This is a genomic window from Roseibium aestuarii (assembly GCF_008477545.1).
Classification (GTDB): domain Bacteria; phylum Pseudomonadota; class Alphaproteobacteria; order Rhizobiales; family Stappiaceae; genus Roseibium; species Roseibium aestuarii.
In genome coordinates this window covers 358406-373460 of record NZ_VORA01000001.1, presented here as the reverse complement: position 1 = coordinate 373460, position 15055 = coordinate 358406, and the positions used below count along the sequence as shown (strand labels likewise).

General features: G+C 65.8%; 14 protein-coding genes. 6 read left to right on the top strand and 8 right to left on the bottom strand.

Annotated elements, in window-relative coordinates; translation table 11 throughout:
* Window positions 1–108: 108 nt before the first annotated feature.
* On the top strand, window positions 109–834 hold the full coding sequence (locus FR728_RS01630; protein WP_149890919.1) for a L,D-transpeptidase: 726 nt from the start codon (window positions 109–111) through the stop codon (window positions 832–834).
* 28 nt (window positions 835–862) lie between these two features.
* Here FR728_RS01630 and FR728_RS01625 read toward each other — a convergent pair whose 3' ends face one another.
* The 4 genes from FR728_RS01625 to FR728_RS01610 form a co-directional block, all read right to left on the bottom strand.
* Window positions 863–1546, bottom strand: a complete 684-nt coding sequence (locus FR728_RS01625; RefSeq protein ID WP_149890918.1) for a hypothetical protein — start codon at window positions 1544–1546, stop codon at window positions 863–865.
* 91 nt (window positions 1547–1637) lie between these two features.
* Window positions 1638–2963 carry a glycolate oxidase subunit GlcF gene (glcF, locus tag FR728_RS01620; protein WP_149890917.1) on the bottom strand — a complete coding sequence of 442 codons (1326 nt, stop codon included), beginning with the start codon at window positions 2961–2963 and terminating at the stop codon, window positions 1638–1640.
* Window positions 2964–2965: 2 nt separating this feature from the next.
* On the bottom strand, window positions 2966–4180 hold the full coding sequence (glcE, locus tag FR728_RS01615) for a glycolate oxidase subunit GlcE (RefSeq protein WP_149890916.1): 1215 nt from the start codon (window positions 4178–4180) through the stop codon (window positions 2966–2968).
* Window positions 4181–4206: 26 nt separating this feature from the next.
* A complete protein-coding gene (locus FR728_RS01610; RefSeq protein ID WP_149890915.1) occupies window positions 4207–5703 on the bottom strand; it encodes an FAD-linked oxidase C-terminal domain-containing protein in 1497 nt (498 codons plus the stop codon).
* Window positions 5704–5887: 184 nt separating this feature from the next.
* On the opposite strand from FR728_RS01610, the gene FR728_RS01605 reads away from it, so the two are divergent.
* A complete protein-coding gene (locus FR728_RS01605) occupies window positions 5888–6835 on the top strand; it encodes a LysR family transcriptional regulator (RefSeq protein WP_149890914.1) in 948 nt (315 codons plus the stop codon).
* A 147-nt stretch (window positions 6836–6982) separates the two neighbouring features.
* Window positions 6983–7360 carry a c-type cytochrome gene (locus tag FR728_RS01600; RefSeq protein WP_149890913.1) on the top strand — a complete coding sequence of 126 codons (378 nt, stop codon included), beginning with the start codon at window positions 6983–6985 and terminating at the stop codon, window positions 7358–7360.
* A 92-nt stretch (window positions 7361–7452) separates the two neighbouring features.
* Here the strand turns inward: FR728_RS01600 and FR728_RS01595 are convergent, their stop codons facing one another.
* Entirely contained in the window at window positions 7453–8763 is a 1311-nt protein-coding gene (locus tag FR728_RS01595; protein WP_149890912.1) for a DUF3422 family protein, read from the bottom strand.
* Between the two features lie 216 nt (window positions 8764–8979).
* Here FR728_RS01595 and FR728_RS01590 point away from each other — a divergent pair, with 216 nt between their 5' ends.
* Window positions 8980–9795, top strand: coding sequence for a FadR/GntR family transcriptional regulator (locus tag FR728_RS01590; protein ID WP_149890911.1), 816 nt, complete (start codon window positions 8980–8982; stop codon window positions 9793–9795).
* An 83-nt stretch (window positions 9796–9878) separates the two neighbouring features.
* A complete protein-coding gene (locus FR728_RS01585; RefSeq protein WP_149890910.1) occupies window positions 9879–11015 on the top strand; it encodes an alpha-hydroxy acid oxidase in 1137 nt (378 codons plus the stop codon).
* 59 nt (window positions 11016–11074) lie between these two features.
* Here the strand turns inward: FR728_RS01585 and FR728_RS01580 are convergent, their stop codons facing one another.
* The gene (locus tag FR728_RS01580; RefSeq protein WP_149890909.1) at window positions 11075–11779 is read right to left on the bottom strand and encodes a type 1 glutamine amidotransferase; all 705 of its coding nucleotides are present in this window, start codon (window positions 11777–11779) and stop codon (window positions 11075–11077) included.
* Between the two features lie 76 nt (window positions 11780–11855).
* Window positions 11856–12797: a LysR family transcriptional regulator gene (locus FR728_RS01575; protein ID WP_149890908.1), complete on the bottom strand. Its 942-nt coding sequence runs from the start codon at window positions 12795–12797 to the stop codon at window positions 11856–11858.
* Between the two features lie 366 nt (window positions 12798–13163).
* Between FR728_RS01575 and FR728_RS01570 the strand changes: the two genes are divergently transcribed.
* Window positions 13164–13820 (top strand): hypothetical protein, encoded by a 657-nt coding sequence (locus FR728_RS01570; protein ID WP_149890907.1) that lies wholly within the window; start codon window positions 13164–13166, stop codon window positions 13818–13820.
* A gap of 112 nt (window positions 13821–13932) precedes the next feature.
* Here the strand turns inward: FR728_RS01570 and FR728_RS01565 are convergent, their stop codons facing one another.
* Window positions 13933–14811, bottom strand: coding sequence for a LysR substrate-binding domain-containing protein (locus FR728_RS01565; RefSeq protein ID WP_149890906.1), 879 nt, complete (start codon window positions 14809–14811; stop codon window positions 13933–13935).
* Window positions 14812–15055: the final 244 nt, after the last annotated feature.

Genomic DNA, 15055 nt, shown 5'->3' with positions numbered 1-15055 from the left:
GTCCATGCGTTTGTGCTCTAGCCTTTCATGAGATCCCGGCCGGAGAGGTGCGCCCTGCGCATCGTCCCCGTCGGGAGAACCGTTCGACCCGTCTGGAGCAGAACACCCATGTTGCGTACCCCTCGCCTGATCCGAGCCTCAGGTCTGCCTGCCTCGTGCCTGGCCGCGTGTCTTCTGGCCGCCAGCGCCCTGCCCGCCGCGGCCGGCAACCCGGGCCGCTCCGCCCCGCCGCCTCTGGTTCTCAGCCCCAACCTGACCCAGCCCTGGCTGCTGCAGCTGCGCGAAGCGCCCAAGACCCGTGGCCTGTCCCGCGACAGCGGCTGGCACATGGCAGCCCGCACGCCGCAGCCCCAGGCCCAGGAGCCGGGGCAGTCGCCCCAGCGCGAGATCCCGCCGCAATTCCTGCCGACCATCGTCTCCTATCAGGGCAATGAAAAGCCCGGCACCATCGTGATCGACACCAACGAGCGCTATCTCTATCTGGTGCAAGCCGACGGCACGGCGCGGCGCTACGGGGTGGGCGTGGGCAAGCCCGGCTTCGAATGGGCCGGCACCCACAAGGTCACCCGCAAGGCGGAATGGCCCGACTGGCGCCCGCCGGCGGAGATGCGTGCCCGCCGCCCGGATCTGCCCACCTTTATGGAAGGCGGCCCGGCCAATCCGCTGGGCGCACGCGCCCTCTATCTCGGCTCCACGCTCTACCGGATCCACGGCTCCAACCAGCCCTGGACCATTGGGCAGGCGGTGTCCTCCGGCTGCATCCGCATGCGCAATGAAGACGTGACGGATCTTTACGAGCGGGTTGGTGTCGGCACGACGGTCCGGGTGATCTGACGCTTCCCTGACCAGCACGGCCACTCGATCAGACGGCGAAGGGCTCGACCGGGTCCTTCGCCAGATAGCGGCGGAAGAGGGCGCGCCACTGTGCCTTGTCTCCGGTCCATTCGCTGTCATCGGCCTCCAGCACCGTCAGCTCCGGCAGATCCGCTCCGCCATGACGCTCCGGATGCGCGACCACCAGATACTCGCATGACCGGCCGAAGAACCCGTCCACCGCCTGCTGCAGGCGCGTCAGTTCCTGCAAATCAAAATGCAGGGTTTCCAGGCAGACCTGACGGGCGACCAGATCCAGATTGTTCTGGGTGTTGGAGATGACGAAGACCAGCCGGCGTCTCGCGCCCAGCGCCTCGAACTTGCCGCGCAGGTGACGGAAGCGCGAGAGGTCATGGTCGAACCAGCCGTCGATATCGGCCGGTGACTCCGGCTCGGGCCGGAAGTGATGCAGGAAGCGGATGCCATAGGGCTGCCAGGTCGGGTGGCCCGGCCCCGCCGCTATGTCTTCGCGGCGAAACAGCGGAAACCCGTCCTCGAACAGGCGTGCCAGCCCATCGACCGGCGAGATCAGCCCGTCGAAGAAATGGCGCTCCGGCACCAGCTCCTCGCGCAGCGCCGCGCTCAGGATCTCCAGGCTGGAGCGGATCTGCCGCGCGCTCTGGCAGGACATGCCAAGCGAGATGATCGCGGTTGTCTCACTGCCTGCCGACATGGCGCTTCCGTCTCTCCATGGTCCGTCGCCGTGACTGATCCCGGCGGCTGGTGCCCCTCAGGTATGCATCAGGCGCGGCTCCGCCAAGCCCCTATTGCGCCGCCTGGGGCAGTCGTTCCAGCTCCTTCGGCATGGGGCCGCCATAGGCCCAGTCGAGCAGCTCGGCCGTATGCACCACCGGCAGGTCGATGCCCGACCCGATCTGGGTGATGCAGCCGATGTTGCCGGTCGCGACCAGATCCGGAACGGTCTTGCGGATATTGGCGACCTTGCGGTCACGCAGGCGGGTGGCAATCTCGGGTTGCAGGATGTTGTAGGTTCCGGCCGAGCCGCAGCACAGATGGCCTTCCGGCACATCCTTCACCGTGAAGCCCGCCCCGGCGAGCAGGGTCTTGGGCTGGCGGGTGATCTTCTGTCCGTGCTGCATGGAACAGGCCGAGTGATAGGCCACCGTCAGGCCCGGGCGCAGGGCGGGTTCTCCGAGATCGATGGTGCAGAGGAACTCGGTGATGTCCTTGGCCAGAGCGGAGACCCGCGCGGCCTTGTCCCGATAGGCCTCATCCTCGCGCAGCATGAAGCCATAGTCCTTGATGGTCGTGCCGCAGCCGGAGGCGGTGATCAGGATGGCGTCCAGCCCGCCATTTTCGAGCTCACGGGTCCAGACATCGACGTTGCGCCGGGCGTTGTCCAGCGCATCATGTTCCTTGCCCATGTGGTGAACGAGCGCGCCGCAGCAGCCCTCCCCTTCCGGCAGGACGATCTCATATCCGGCCCTTTGCAGCAGACGCAGGGTGGCCGCGTTGATCGAGGGCTTGAGCACCGGCTGGGCGCAGCCCGACAGGAGCGCAACCCGGCCCTTGCGGGGTTGATCGGGCGCATAGGTGCCCGGACCGCTGACCGCCGAGGCGGGCGGAACGGAGGCGGGGGCAAGCGACAGCATGGCGCCCATGCGGGCAAAGACACCGCCGAAACGCTTGAGGGGCGCCGCAAGCGGACGGGCCAGGGCAGCTGCCTTGAGGGCGAGCCGGAAGCGGGCCGGATGCGGCAGCACAACGGCGAGGAGACCGCGCAGGAGCCGGTCGGTGAGCGGACGCCGGTAGGTCGCCTCGATATGGGCGCGGGCATGGTCCACCAGATGCATGTAATGCACGCCGGAGGGACAGGTGGTCATGCAGGACAGACACGAGAGGCAGCGGTCCACGTGTTTCACCACGCGCGCATCCGCCGGCTTGTTGTTCTCCAGCATATCCTTGATCAGGTAGATGCGGCCGCGCGGGCTGTCGAGCTCATCGCCCAGCAGGGTGAAGGTCGGGCACGTGGCCGTGCAGAAACCGCAATGCACGCATTTGCGCAGGATCTTCTCGGATTCGGCAACCGCCGGATCGGCCAGCTGGGCGGGGGAGAAATTCGTCTGCATGGTCAGGCCTTCTCCACCTTGGCAGGCACATCCGCGACCATCCGGCCCGGATTGAGGATCCCCACCGGATCGAACTGATGCTTCAGGCGGGCGCTGAGGGCGGCCAGGGCCGCGGGCTGGGGCTGGAACACGGGCACGTCGCGGCGCTCGGCTGCGGAGGCGCGCACCAGAGTGGCATGACCGCCGCCGACAGCGGCAAGGGCTGCCCGGATCTCGTCGGCGTGGTGACGGCCATCCTCGCAGCGCAACCAGATCAGGCCGCCCGACCAGTCGTGGATGACCTTGACGTCGAAGCGGTTGCGCAGGGCAGCGACATAGGCCGCGCCCGAGGCGGGCGGCACGGAGATCTTCCACACCGGGGCCTCCCCCGAGGCCAGAGGCTGGCAGTCGCGGATCCGCCGCCAGACCTGAGCGGTTGCATCGGAGCCGAGCCGTTCGGGTGTGCCCAGATGGCCGAGCCGCTTCAGCAGGATATCGAACCGGTAGTCGATCGAGGTGGGGAAGCCCTCGAGACGCAGCAGCGTGAGCGCGCCCTCGCCGATCTCCAGCCCATCGGGAAGATGGGCCGCGCCGGAGACTTCCGCCGAGGAGCCCATGGCCTCGCAAAGCGCCGCAATACCTTGAGCCTCGCCGAGACCGCGCAGGCAGAATGTGGCGCTGCTTTCCGGCTTCGGATTGACCTTCAGGGTCACCTCGGTGGCGACCGCCAGCGTGCCGAAAGAGCCGCAGAGCGCCCGGGGCAGATCGTAGCCCGTGACGTTCTTCACCACCTTGCCGCCAGCACGGAAGATCTCGGCCCGGCCGGAGACGGCTTCGCAGCCGAGGATGTGGTCGCGGGCGGCCCCGGCCTTGATGCGCCGGGGGCCGGAGAGGTTGGCAGCGATGACGCCACCGATGGAGCCCGCCCCTTCCGTCAGGCCCAGCAGGGGCCCCAGATCCATCGGCTCGAAGGAGAGCTCCTGGCCGTTCTGGGCCACCAGCGCCTCGACCTCGGCGATGGGCGTGCCGGTGCGCAGGGTCAGGACCAGCTCGGCCGGTTCATAGTCGATGATGCCGGACAGCCCCGACAGTTCGAGAGCATGGGTGGCGCGCACCGGACGCCCGTAGGCCTCCTTGCTGCCATGACCGCGCAGCGCCAGTGGCGTCTCGCTGGCCACAGCCCATTCGATGGCGGAGCGCACTTCCTCGACGGTGCGCGGACGCAGGGTTTCCTGCATGATCGGTTTCTCCCCCCAGGACCCGGTCAGAACCGCGGGATATCGGGAAACGGCAGTTTCCCCTTATGAACATGCATGCGCCCCAGTTCGGCGCAGCGGTGCAGGACAGGAAAGACCTTGCCCGGATTGAGCAGATGCTTCTCGTCGAAGGCGCATTTGACGCGTTGCTGCTGCTTCAGATCATCCTCGGAGAACATCTCCGGCATGAGATCGCGCTTCTCGATGCCGACCCCATGCTCGCCGGTCAGCACGCCGCCGACCTCCACGCAGAGACGCAGGATATCGGCACCGAAGGCTTCGGCCGCTTCAAGCTCGCCGGGCAGGTTTGCATCATAAAGGATGAGCGGATGCAGGTTGCCGTCGCCGGCATGGAAGACATTGGCGACGCGCAGGCCATGCTTGTCGGACAGCTCGCGCATGCGGGCAAGAACCTTCGGCAGCTCCTTGCGCGGAATGGTGCCGTCCATGCAAAGATAGTCGGGCGAGATGCGCCCCACGGCCGGGAAGGCCGCCTTGCGCCCGGCCCAGAAGACCATGCGCTCCTCCTCGGAGGTGGAGATGCGGATGTGGGAGGCGGCATTCTTCAGGGCGATGGCCTCCACCCGGTCGATCAGATCGTTGACCTCCGCCTCGGGACCGTCCAGCTCGACGATCAGCAGGGCCTCGACGTCGAGGGGATAGCCCGCATTGACGAAAGCCTCGGCCGCATCGATGGCGAGCTTGTCCATCATCTCCATGCCGCCGGGAATGATGCCGGCCGCGATGATCTCGGCCACGCAGCGTCCGCCATCCTCGCTGGTCGGGAAACCGACGAGCAGGGCCCGGGCGGTCTCCGGCTTCTGGAGGATGCGCAGGGTCACTTCCGTGACGACGCCGAGCAAGCCTTCCGAGCCGGTCATCAGGGCGAGGAGATCATAGCCTTCGCTGTCCAGATGCTTGCCGCCGAGGCGGATGACCTCGCCGGTGATCAGCACCATCTCCAGGCCCAGCACATTGTTGGTGGTCAGGCCGTACTTGAGGCAGTGAACGCCGCCGGAGTTCTCGGCAATGTTGCCGCCGACCGAACAGGCGATCTGGGATGAGGGATCGGGCGCATAATAGAAGCCCTCGTGCTCGACCGCGCGGGTGACGCCCAGGTTGGTCACGCCGGGCTGGACGGTCGCCGTGCGATTGGCGAAGTCGATGTCGAGCACCTGATTGAACTTCATCATCGACATGAGCACCCCGTCCGCCAGCGGCAGGGCGCCGCCCGACAGGGATGTTCCAGCGCCACGGGGGACGACCTTGATGCCGTTTTCATGGCAGTAGCGCAGGACCTGCGACACCTGCTCCACGGTTTCCGGCAGGACCACGATCAGGGGCATCTGGCGATAGGCGGTGAGCGCGTCCGTCTCGTAGGGGCGCATTTCCGTCTCGTCGTCGATCACCCCTTCTCCGGGCACGATCTCGCGCAAGGTGGCGACGATCTCGCGCCGACGCGCGAGAACAGACGCATCCGGCGCCGGCATGGCAATGGCGGTCATGGCCTCCCTCAGCCTCCCTAGACCTCTTGTCTATTTCCGAATACGAATAAATATGATCTATTATTGCCGCAATGGCGTAAATAGACCAACGTCGATCCGGCCTCTCATGTCCCCTTTTCTAGCAGGTTCGCGGGGGACTGAAAGCCTCAGGCATCCAACAGACGTTTTTTCCGGACGGTTGAAAATGAGCGATTTCACGGACATGGAGATTTACGCCCGCGTGATTTCCGCAGGCAGCATGTCGGCGGCGGGGCGCGAGATGAACCTGTCGCCTGCCGTGGTGTCGAAACGCATCCGCCGACTGGAGGAGCGACTGGGCACGCGGCTGCTGCAACGGACGACGCGGCAGATTGCCATGACCGAATCCGGGCAAGGCTTCTACGAGCGGGTGATCGCGATTCTGGCCTCCGTCGAAGAGGCGGAAGCCTATGTGGCGGATGGCGCGGCTCAGGCGCGGGGCACCCTGAAGGTGGCGGCGCCCACCTCCTTCGGCCGCCTGCACATTGCCCCGCATCTGGCCAAATTCTTCAAGGCCAACCCGGATCTCGGGGTCAATCTCGACCTGGAAGACAGTTTCGTCGATATCGTCGGCGAGGGCTATGACCTGGCGATCCGCATCGCGGAACTCTCCGACAGCAGCCTTGTCGCCCGGAGGCTGGCGCCGGTGCACCGGATCCTGTGCGCCTCTCCGGCCTATCTTCAGCGCCATGGCGAACCGCAGAGCATCGCCGATCTGATGGAGAACCACATCTGCCTTGCGGCGGCGAACCAGGACCCCTGGCGGCTTGTCGGCCCCGAGGGACAGGTCACCATCCGCACCCAGGCGCCCATCCGCACCAACTCCTCGGAAGTGGTGCGCGAATGCGTGCTGGCCGGGGTGGGCATTGCGTTGCGTTCCACCTGGGACATCGGCCCGGAACTGCGCGACGGCAAGCTGAAGGTGGTGCTGCCCGAATACCGCGCCTCGAGCAAGGTGGGGCTCTTTGCGGTCTATCCGAGCCGACGCTTCCTGGCGGCGAAGGTGCGCGTTTTTATCGACTTCCTGGCGACCCTCTACGGCCCGGATCCCTATTGGGACGAAGGGCTGGACGACTGGCTGAAGCTGCCGGAGCGCACCCGCGAAGACGCCTGAGAAGCGCCATCGAGACGGAATGCTGCGACACTTCGTATCGGAAAAGGGCTGTATTTCCCCCTCGACCTTGATCTATGTCCTGTCCGGACCAATTAACTGGTAGAGATTGGACGGCAAATCCGATCCTCATGAGGGAGAATTGTAAAGATGCGTTTGTTTGCAGCAGCCGCCGTGATCGGCCTGGCCCTGACCGCCTCCGCCCACGCAGACGGCGATGCCGCCAAGGGTGAAAAGGTCTTCAAGAAGTGCGCCGCCTGCCATGCGGTCGGCGAAGGCGCGAAGAACAAGGTCGGCCCGGTCCTGAACGGCGTCATCGGCCGTCATGCCGCCGCCATCGAAGACTTCAAGTATTCCAAGGCCATGGTCGACAAGGGCGCCGAAGGCCTCGTCTGGGACGAAGCCACTCTGGCCACCTATCTGGAAAAGCCGAAGGATCTGGTGCCCGGCACCAAGATGGCCTTTGCCGGCCTGAAGAAGGAAGACGAGCGCGAAGACGTCATCGCCTACCTGAAGCAGTTCCAGTAAGCACAGCCTCTTCTGGACGCGACGATTTCAAAGGCCCGGCCGCTTCTGCGTGCCGGGCCGTGCCCGTTTCAGGGCACCGCGCAGAACCAAGCCTATTCGGCATCTTCTTCCGCATGATGGGCGCGGATGCGGCGCACGGTCCACCAGATCGCCAGCACCACCACGGGCACGGCCAGCCCGGTTGCCAGCTCCGGTTCGGGCATGGGCAGACCCGACTTCTTCGCCGCCTTGATCACGTAGGACACGAGCCCCACTACATAGTAGCTGACGGCGGCGACAGAAAGCCCCTCCACCGTCTGTTGCAGGCGCAGCTGCAGGCGCGCGCGGTGGTTCATGCGTTCCAGCAAGGTTCGGTTCTGGTCTTCCAGATCCACATCCACCCGGGTGCGCAGCAAGGTGGTGGCGCGGGCGAGCTTGCGCGACAGGTTCGCCTGACGATCCTCAACCGACTGGCAGGTGCGCATGGCCGGCGCCAGTCTGCGCCGCAGGAAGCCGGCCAGACCCAGATATCCGGCAAGCGGCTCTTCCCGCAGGGCCTCCAGCCGCGCGGTCGTGATCTCGTAATAGGCCCGGCTCGCCCCGAAGCGATAGGAGCTTGCGGCGGCGCCTGCTTCCAGCCGGGCGGCGAGACGGGACAGCTCCTCCAGCACCTTCCGATTGGCCTGAAGTCCGTTGAGCCCCTGCATCTGCTGGGTGAGATCCGCCAGCTCGTTCTCGATGGCGGTGATGTCGGGCTGGAGGCGATTGGCCTCGAAAAGCCCCAGGAGCGCAAAGGTGCGATAGGTCTCGACCTCGAGCAGGCGCTGCACGATGGTGCCAGCCTGCGACGGGGTCATGGCCTTGTTGACGATGAGCGCGCGGGTCATGCCGTTGCCATCGGCGCGGAAGTCGGTCGCGATGAAGCCAGCACCCTGCTCCACCCCACTGGCCGTGAGACTGGCGGCATCGAACCCATCGGCCCAGTTCGCCGGCAGGTCCGCGTCGGGCATCAGGTCGATGCGCATGGCAACCATCATCGGACCGGACACCTGGAACGCCTGGCCGAAGGGGTGATTGCCCGAGACCGGCGGAAAGAGCCCGCCATCGCCCTTGGGCAGGGGACCATCCCAGGTGTAGGTGGTGAACTCGGTATGCCGCTCCCAGCTGAGCGTCCCGCCAGCGAAGGGCAGCGTGTGGTAGCGGGCAAAGGCATCGGGACCGGGGGCCCCTTGCGCGCGACAGAATTCGGCAAAGGCGCGCATGTCTGCCGCCCCGCCCTCGCCGTCGAGACAGAAGGCGTAATGAATGATGACCCGTGGCGTCGCCAGAGGGCGGAAGGGACGGGCGTGAATTTCGCCCAGGACCGCGTCCCGCAAGGGATGTCCGGAAAAGCGCGGCAGGTGCTGGGTGTCGGCGGCGGTCATTGTGTCCCTCGGTGTGACTGGCGTCCCGCACTGTTACGCAAGGGCAAGGCCGTGTCCAATCGTCAAAATGTCCCGGTTCGGCATTTTTCTGGGTCCCCCGGCAGCCATCGGATCAAGCTTGGGCAGCATCCGCGCGGAAATTGGATAATTGAATTGACCAATTTCCATGTTTGCCGATACAACCGCCCCTGAGCCCATTGCCGAGGTGCTTCTTCCATGTTTCGCAAGATACCGTCGAACCGGACGGCCGATGCCGTCACCAGCCAGATCGAGGATCTGATCCTGGCCGGCGTGCTGCGTCCCGGTGACCGTCTGCCCGCCGAGCGGGATCTGGCCGAGCGGCTGGACGTGTCGCGTCCAGTCCTGCGCGAGAGCTTTCGCGCACTCGAAGCGGAGGGACTTCTGGTCAGCCGGGAGGGCAGCGGCACCTTCGTCGCCGACGTGATCGGCCCGATCTTTTCCGAACCGGTCGTCGCCCTGATCGAGCGCCACGGCGAGGCGGCCAGCGACTATCTGGAGTTTCGCCGCGACCTGGAGGCCCAGGCTGCCGCCTATGCCGCGGCCCGGGCGAGCGAGACCGACATCGCCATTCTGGACACGCTGATTTCGGGCATGCGCGAGGCCCATGCGGCCAGAGACCAGACGCGGGAGGCCAGCCTCGACATCGAGTTCCATCAGGCCATCGGTGAAGCCGCTCACAACATCATCCTGATGCACTGCCTGCGTTCCTGCTACCGGCTTCTGGAAAACGGCATTCTGGTGAACCAGCGCCTGCTCTTCGACATGGCGGGCGCGCGCGACACACTTCTGGCCCAGCACGAGGCGCTGGCCGAGGCCATCCGGGCCCGGGATCCGGAGCGGGCCGCAGACGCTGCCCGCCAGCATATCGATTTCGTCCGCAGCGCCGTCGAAACCGTCCGCCTGTCGCAGGAACGGGACGCGCTCGCTGGCCTGCGGCGCACCGGCCGGGAGATGGGCGCGACGACCGCGCTCGACCAACCCGGCCGCCGCCGCCGCACCTCATCCACCTGACACATGTCCTGCAAGGGCCGCGCAAGGCCCGACACGCCATGGCCCGCCGAGGCCATTTCAACCGAACCGAGGGGAAACGTCACATGCAGCCGATCACCAGCATCGCAGACCTTCAGGCCCTGGCGAAACGCCGGGTGCCCAAGATGTTCTACGACTATGCCGATACTGGGTCCTGGACCCAGGGCACCTACAAGGACAACGAAGCCGCCTTCCAGCGGCAGAAGCTGCGTCAGCGGGTGGCGGTCAACATCGACAACCGCAGCCTCAACACCACCATGCTCGGGCAGGAGGTCTCCATGCCCGTGGCCCTCGCCCCGGTCGGCCTGACTGGCATGCAGCACGCGGATGGCGAGATCCTCGCGGCCCAGGCGGCCGAGGAATTCGGCGTGCCCTTCACGCTCACCACCATGAGCGTCTGCTCCATCGAGGACGTGGCGGAGCACACCAAAACCCCGTTCTGGTTCCAGCTCTACGTGATGCGCGATCGCGGCTTCTCTGAAAGCCTGATGCAGCGCGCGCTTGCGGCCAATTGTTCCGCACTCTGCCTGACCCTCGACCTGCAGGTGCTGGGCCAGCGCCACATGGACATCAAGAACGGCCTGTCGACCCCGCCCAAGCCGACGCCGCGCGTGCTGCTCGACCTGCTGTTCAAGCCGCGCTGGTGCCTCGCCATGGCGCAGACCAAGCGGCGCCAGTTCGGCAACATCCACGGCCATGTGAAGGGCGTCGACGACATGTCGTCCCTCGCAGAGTGGACGGCGAGCCAGTTCGACCCGACGCTGGACTGGTCTTCGGTGGAATGGGTGAAGAAGCACTGGAACCGCAAGCTGATCCTCAAGGGCATCAACGATGTGGAAGATGCGAAGATCGCGGCCGAGATCGGCGCCGATGCGATCATCGTCTCCAATCACGGCGGGCGGCAGCTCGACGGGGCGCAGGCGTCCTATGACGTGCTGAAGGAGATCGTGGACGCCGTGGGCGACAAGATCGAGGTGCACATGGATGGCGGCGTCCGCTCGGGCCAGGATGTGTTCAAGGCCGTGGCCATGGGCGCAAAGGGCACCTTCATCGGCCGCTCCTACATCTATGGCCTTGGCGCCCTAGGCAAGCCCGGCGTCACCAAGGCGCTGGAGATCATCCGCAAGGAGCTGGACGTGACCATGGGCCTTTGCGGCGAAACCAATATCGAGAAGGTCGGCCGGCACAATCTGGTGCTCTGAGCACCTCCCGCACGGTTCTCTCCGACCCGTTCCGTCAGGCCGACGACAGGCCTGACGGATCACCCTGCAAGCAGGTCGAGCCAGGCTCCGGCAATGGACGTGCCGACGCGGGCCGCCTCCTGCCCCTGCCGCGCGAGTTCACTCTCCAGCCGATCCGGCCAGTCGGGCGCATGATGGGCAATGGATCCGGCGAAGCGGGTCGACCAGTGCCGCACCACCGCCTCCCCCGCCTCGAAGTGGAACTGAAGGCCGTAGGTGGCCCGCCCGACCCTGAAGGCCTGGACGGGCGTCTGGTCGCTGCTGGCCAGATGGACTGCCTCCGGCGGCAAGCTCACCGTGTCGGAGTGCCAGTGGAACAGGGGCGCGCGGGCCCCAAGCGTGGACACCACAGGATCCTCGCGTCCGGCGCTCGTCGGCCGCACCTCATGCCAGCCGAATTCCACCGGACGCCCGAGAATATTCTCGCCGCCAAAGGCCCGCGCGATGAGCTGCGAGCCGAGACATATCCCCAGGACCGGGCGGTCCATGTCGTGGAAACTGCGGATCAGGTCGCAGACCCTTGGCAGAAAGGGATAGGCATCGTCGCTGACCGCCGTCTGCTCGCCGCCGAGCACGATCAGCCCGGCATGGTCCGCCGGTGTTTCCGGAACAGGATCCCCCGCATGGGCGGCAATGATGGTGGCCGACAAGCCGCGTGCGGCAAGGGTTTCCCCCACCAGCCCGAGCGGCGTGTCCGGATAGTTTTCGATGACGAGAAGGCGCATGGGAGATCCGGTCGCAGAAGGGCCTTCAGCTTAAGGCGATTCCCCCTGTCTCCCGCAAGTCCGCCATCTGCCCGGTTCAGTGAGGGCGGGGTGCCTGCAGGGAGGAGCCGTTGCGAACCGGACGGACCGGCCCCGGCTCCGGATCAGTATCCAGGCCGTTCGAGTTCCCGATGGCCGCACGGATATGACGGTCGAGCGCCAGGAGCCCGGCATGGCTCGCGTTCTCCCGCGCAAAGAGGCTGACATGGCACTGGGGCAAGCGCGGCAGCTCGTCCGTATCATCGAGGATCCGCAAGCCTTCGCGGATGGCACTTTCAGGCAGGACGGTGATGCCGAGCCCGCTGCCGAGCGGCCCGAAGAGCGCCGGGGCACAGGCGCACTGATAGGCAATCTCGTGCGGGCGCTCCGCCTGCTGCAGCTGCTCCAGCGCCACGGCGCGCCAGGGGCACCCTTCCTCGGCAAGGATCAGCCGGATCTTGCGCAGGGCGAGCGCCCCGTGATCCAGCGACCCGACCCAGTGGAGCGGCTCGCTGCGCACCACACGGCCGGCCAGAGCCTCTGCGTCCACCGCCACGAGCAGGGCAAGATCCAGCGCGCCAGCCCGCACGGCGGCCTCGGCCTCCTCCCGGGTGCAGCAGGTGACCCGGACATCATAGACCGGGTGGAGGCGCGCGAAGGACGCGATGACAGCAGCCATCATGCGATCGGCAAACTCATGCGGAAGCCCGAGATGAATGGGGCGGCGGAGATCCTGGTTGTTCAGGGCCGTCAGGGTCTCGCTGTTGAGGTCGATCATACGCCGGGCATAGGCTACCAGACGCAGCCCCTCCGGGGTCAGGGCCGAGTGACGCCCCTTGCGGGTGAAGATCGGGTGGCCGACCTTGCTCTCCAGGCGCCGCATCTGCATAGAAACCGCCGACTGGGTCTTGTGGACCGCCTCGCCCGCACGGGAAAAGCTGCCGAGCTCGGCGATGGCCAGGAAGGTCCGCAATTGATCCAGATCGAGAATATATGTCATGAAGCCTTCGCGTGTTCACGGAATTCGACATGGTTGGCGCAATGGTCCCACCCAGTGGGATGTCATCAAGTCTTGAGAGCCCCTGCTCCGGGTCCCCCCGGGCCCTGCGGGCCTGGCATCAGCTGACCGGCTTGTCCTCGGCGACAGTCTTCCTGACAATCGTCCTGGTGGTCTTCCTCTTGGCGGGAAGGATCAGTCCAAGTTCCCCTGATCATCAGGGAAGCATAGAATATGCCGTTACGTAATTTACCGTATTTTACACTCAGGTTTCAACCCGGAATGGCGCATTTCCGGCAACTCAGCGTAAGCTTTGACAGTGACACGCGGATTTCGCTGCACAGCCTCTCTCTTCCTCCGGGCCGCCCCATGACCTCCTTCAGATCGCCGCTTCAGAACCGGGTGCTGCCCACGGGCGAGATCATCGCGATGAGCCAGCGTGGCAGCCTGATGGGGAACCGGGGCGGGCGGCTGCATGATCCGGACAGCCGTGAGCTTGGCGCACGCCGGTGGGCAAGCCGCCGCTGGATCTGCTGCGCGCTGGACTTCAAGAACCGGCAGCGCGAGGTGATGGGGCCCGGATATACGGAGCTGTTCTTCCTGGACGAGGTGACGGCGCTGGCTGCCGGTCACCGCCCCTGCTTCGAGTGCCGGCGGGACGCGGCGCAGGCCTATGCACGGGCCTTGGCTGCGGAACAGGGACGGGGGCAGACCGAAAGTGGCTCGCCGCCGAGCGCAGACGTCATCGACCGGTTGCTGCATGCGCAGCGCACTCAGCCCTTCCGCCCCAAGCTGTCACCGGCAGACGTCGCCGCCCTGCCCGAGGGCGCCATGATCGCGCGTGGAGAAACCTGGTTCGCCCTGCGAGGCGGTGACGAGCTGCGCTGGACCCCGTCAGGCTATGAGCGGACGACACCTGCCGAGCGGCAGAGCGAGCCGGCCGTCCTGCTGACCCCACCTGCCAGTGTCAGTGCCCTTGCCAATGGCTATCGCCCGATCTGGCATCAAAGCGCCGGGACCTGTTGACGCCTGCCGCCCCTTGCGAGGACTGGCTGGAGCCAGGGTGACCGGCGTTACCGCATGGGCACGCTGGGAAGCCTCACTGAAAAGTCTCACACGATGACCTCACACGATGACCTCACTGGGCAGCGAGCTGTGCCACGGACAGGTTGTCGAGCGAGGAGATGATATGCTCCACCAGCGCCTCGGTGACCCGGCCGTTCTGGCGCCAGGACCGCAGAAGACCGATCTCGCAGTCGGGCAGCTTCGGGAAGCCTTCCGCCTCGGTCAGCACGCGCATGCCGGACCTGAGCGCACTTTCGGGAAGCACGGAAATCGCCAGCCCGGCGAGCACGGCCGCGCCCACGGCGGTGGAGTTCCAGCTGGAATAGAGCAGCCGGCTTTCCCGCCCTGATGCTGCCAGGGCCGCAAGGGCTGCCTTGCGCCAGTCGCAGGTGGGCCGCCCCAGCGCCAGCGGCAAAGGGTTCTCGTTTTCCGTCGCATGGCGGGCCGAGACCACCCAAAGCAGCGGTTCACGACGGATCGCCTCGGAGCCCTGCTGGGAGAATTTCGGCACGTGCGTGACGATGGCCACATCCAGCTCGTTGGTGCGGATCAGCTCCGAGAGATTGGGCGTGGGCGCACAGACAACGTTGACCTCGGCCTTGGGATGGGTGCGCGAGAACCGCGCCAGGATCTCCGGCAGGAAGCGGTCGGCATAGTCGTCCGGTGTGCCCAGGCGGACGAAGCCGGCCACTTCGGAATCGTCGAAGGCCGCAAGGGTCTCGTCGTTGAGCTGAACCAGCCGCCGGGCATAGTGGAGAAGGCGCTCGCCGTCTTCGGTCAGGCGGGACATGCGGCCGTCCCGAAAGAACAGGGAGCGTCCGATCCGCTCCTCCAGCCGGCGCATCTGCATGGAGACGGCGGACTGGGTCTTGTAGACGGCCTCGGCGGCCCGGGTGAAGCTGCCGTTCTCGGCAATGGCCACGAAGGTGCGAAGCTGGTCCAGATCGAGCATGAGACCTCTCATTCATTTCGCCGATCAATAACAGCTTTTCCATAAGTCGAGGAGATGAATTATGTCGCATTCATGACATTTTCCTCGGCAGATCCGAGAGATACGCATCATTTCCGCAGCCATTCCAACAGCTTGCTTTCAGGTAACAGAAATCGATCATTCCCATAAAAAACATTCGTTTGAGTAATAACTAAGGCTGACAGATAGTCGGCCCAGAGCTCGAAAAGCGCCCCTCGAGAAACCT

What these genes read in the sequence shown, in the direction of transcription:
- FR728_RS01630 (WP_149890919.1), top strand. Translation starts at nt 109, where the DNA reads ATGTTGCGTACCCCTCGCCTGATCCGAGCCTCAGGTCTGCCTGCCTCG.
- FR728_RS01625 (WP_149890918.1), bottom strand. Translation starts at nt 1,546, where the DNA reads ATGTCGGCAGGCAGTGAGACAACCGCGATCATCTCGCTTGGCATGTCC.
- glcF (WP_149890917.1), bottom strand. Translation starts at nt 2,963, where the DNA reads ATGCAGACGAATTTCTCCCCCGCCCAGCTGGCCGATCCGGCGGTTGCC.
- glcE (WP_149890916.1), bottom strand. Translation starts at nt 4,180, where the DNA reads ATGCAGGAAACCCTGCGTCCGCGCACCGTCGAGGAAGTGCGCTCCGCC.
- FR728_RS01610 (WP_149890915.1), bottom strand. Translation starts at nt 5,703, where the DNA reads ATGACCGCCATTGCCATGCCGGCGCCGGATGCGTCTGTTCTCGCGCGT.
- FR728_RS01605 (WP_149890914.1), top strand. Translation starts at nt 5,888, where the DNA reads ATGAGCGATTTCACGGACATGGAGATTTACGCCCGCGTGATTTCCGCA.
- FR728_RS01600 (WP_149890913.1), top strand. Translation starts at nt 6,983, where the DNA reads ATGCGTTTGTTTGCAGCAGCCGCCGTGATCGGCCTGGCCCTGACCGCC.
- FR728_RS01595 (WP_149890912.1), bottom strand. Translation starts at nt 8,763, where the DNA reads ATGACCGCCGCCGACACCCAGCACCTGCCGCGCTTTTCCGGACATCCC.
- FR728_RS01590 (WP_149890911.1), top strand. Translation starts at nt 8,980, where the DNA reads ATGTTTCGCAAGATACCGTCGAACCGGACGGCCGATGCCGTCACCAGC.
- FR728_RS01585 (WP_149890910.1), top strand. Translation starts at nt 9,879, where the DNA reads ATGCAGCCGATCACCAGCATCGCAGACCTTCAGGCCCTGGCGAAACGC.
- FR728_RS01580 (WP_149890909.1), bottom strand. Translation starts at nt 11,779, where the DNA reads ATGCGCCTTCTCGTCATCGAAAACTATCCGGACACGCCGCTCGGGCTG.
- FR728_RS01575 (WP_149890908.1), bottom strand. Translation starts at nt 12,797, where the DNA reads ATGACATATATTCTCGATCTGGATCAATTGCGGACCTTCCTGGCCATC.
- FR728_RS01570 (WP_149890907.1), top strand. Translation starts at nt 13,164, where the DNA reads ATGACCTCCTTCAGATCGCCGCTTCAGAACCGGGTGCTGCCCACGGGC.
- FR728_RS01565 (WP_149890906.1), bottom strand. Translation starts at nt 14,811, where the DNA reads ATGCTCGATCTGGACCAGCTTCGCACCTTCGTGGCCATTGCCGAGAAC.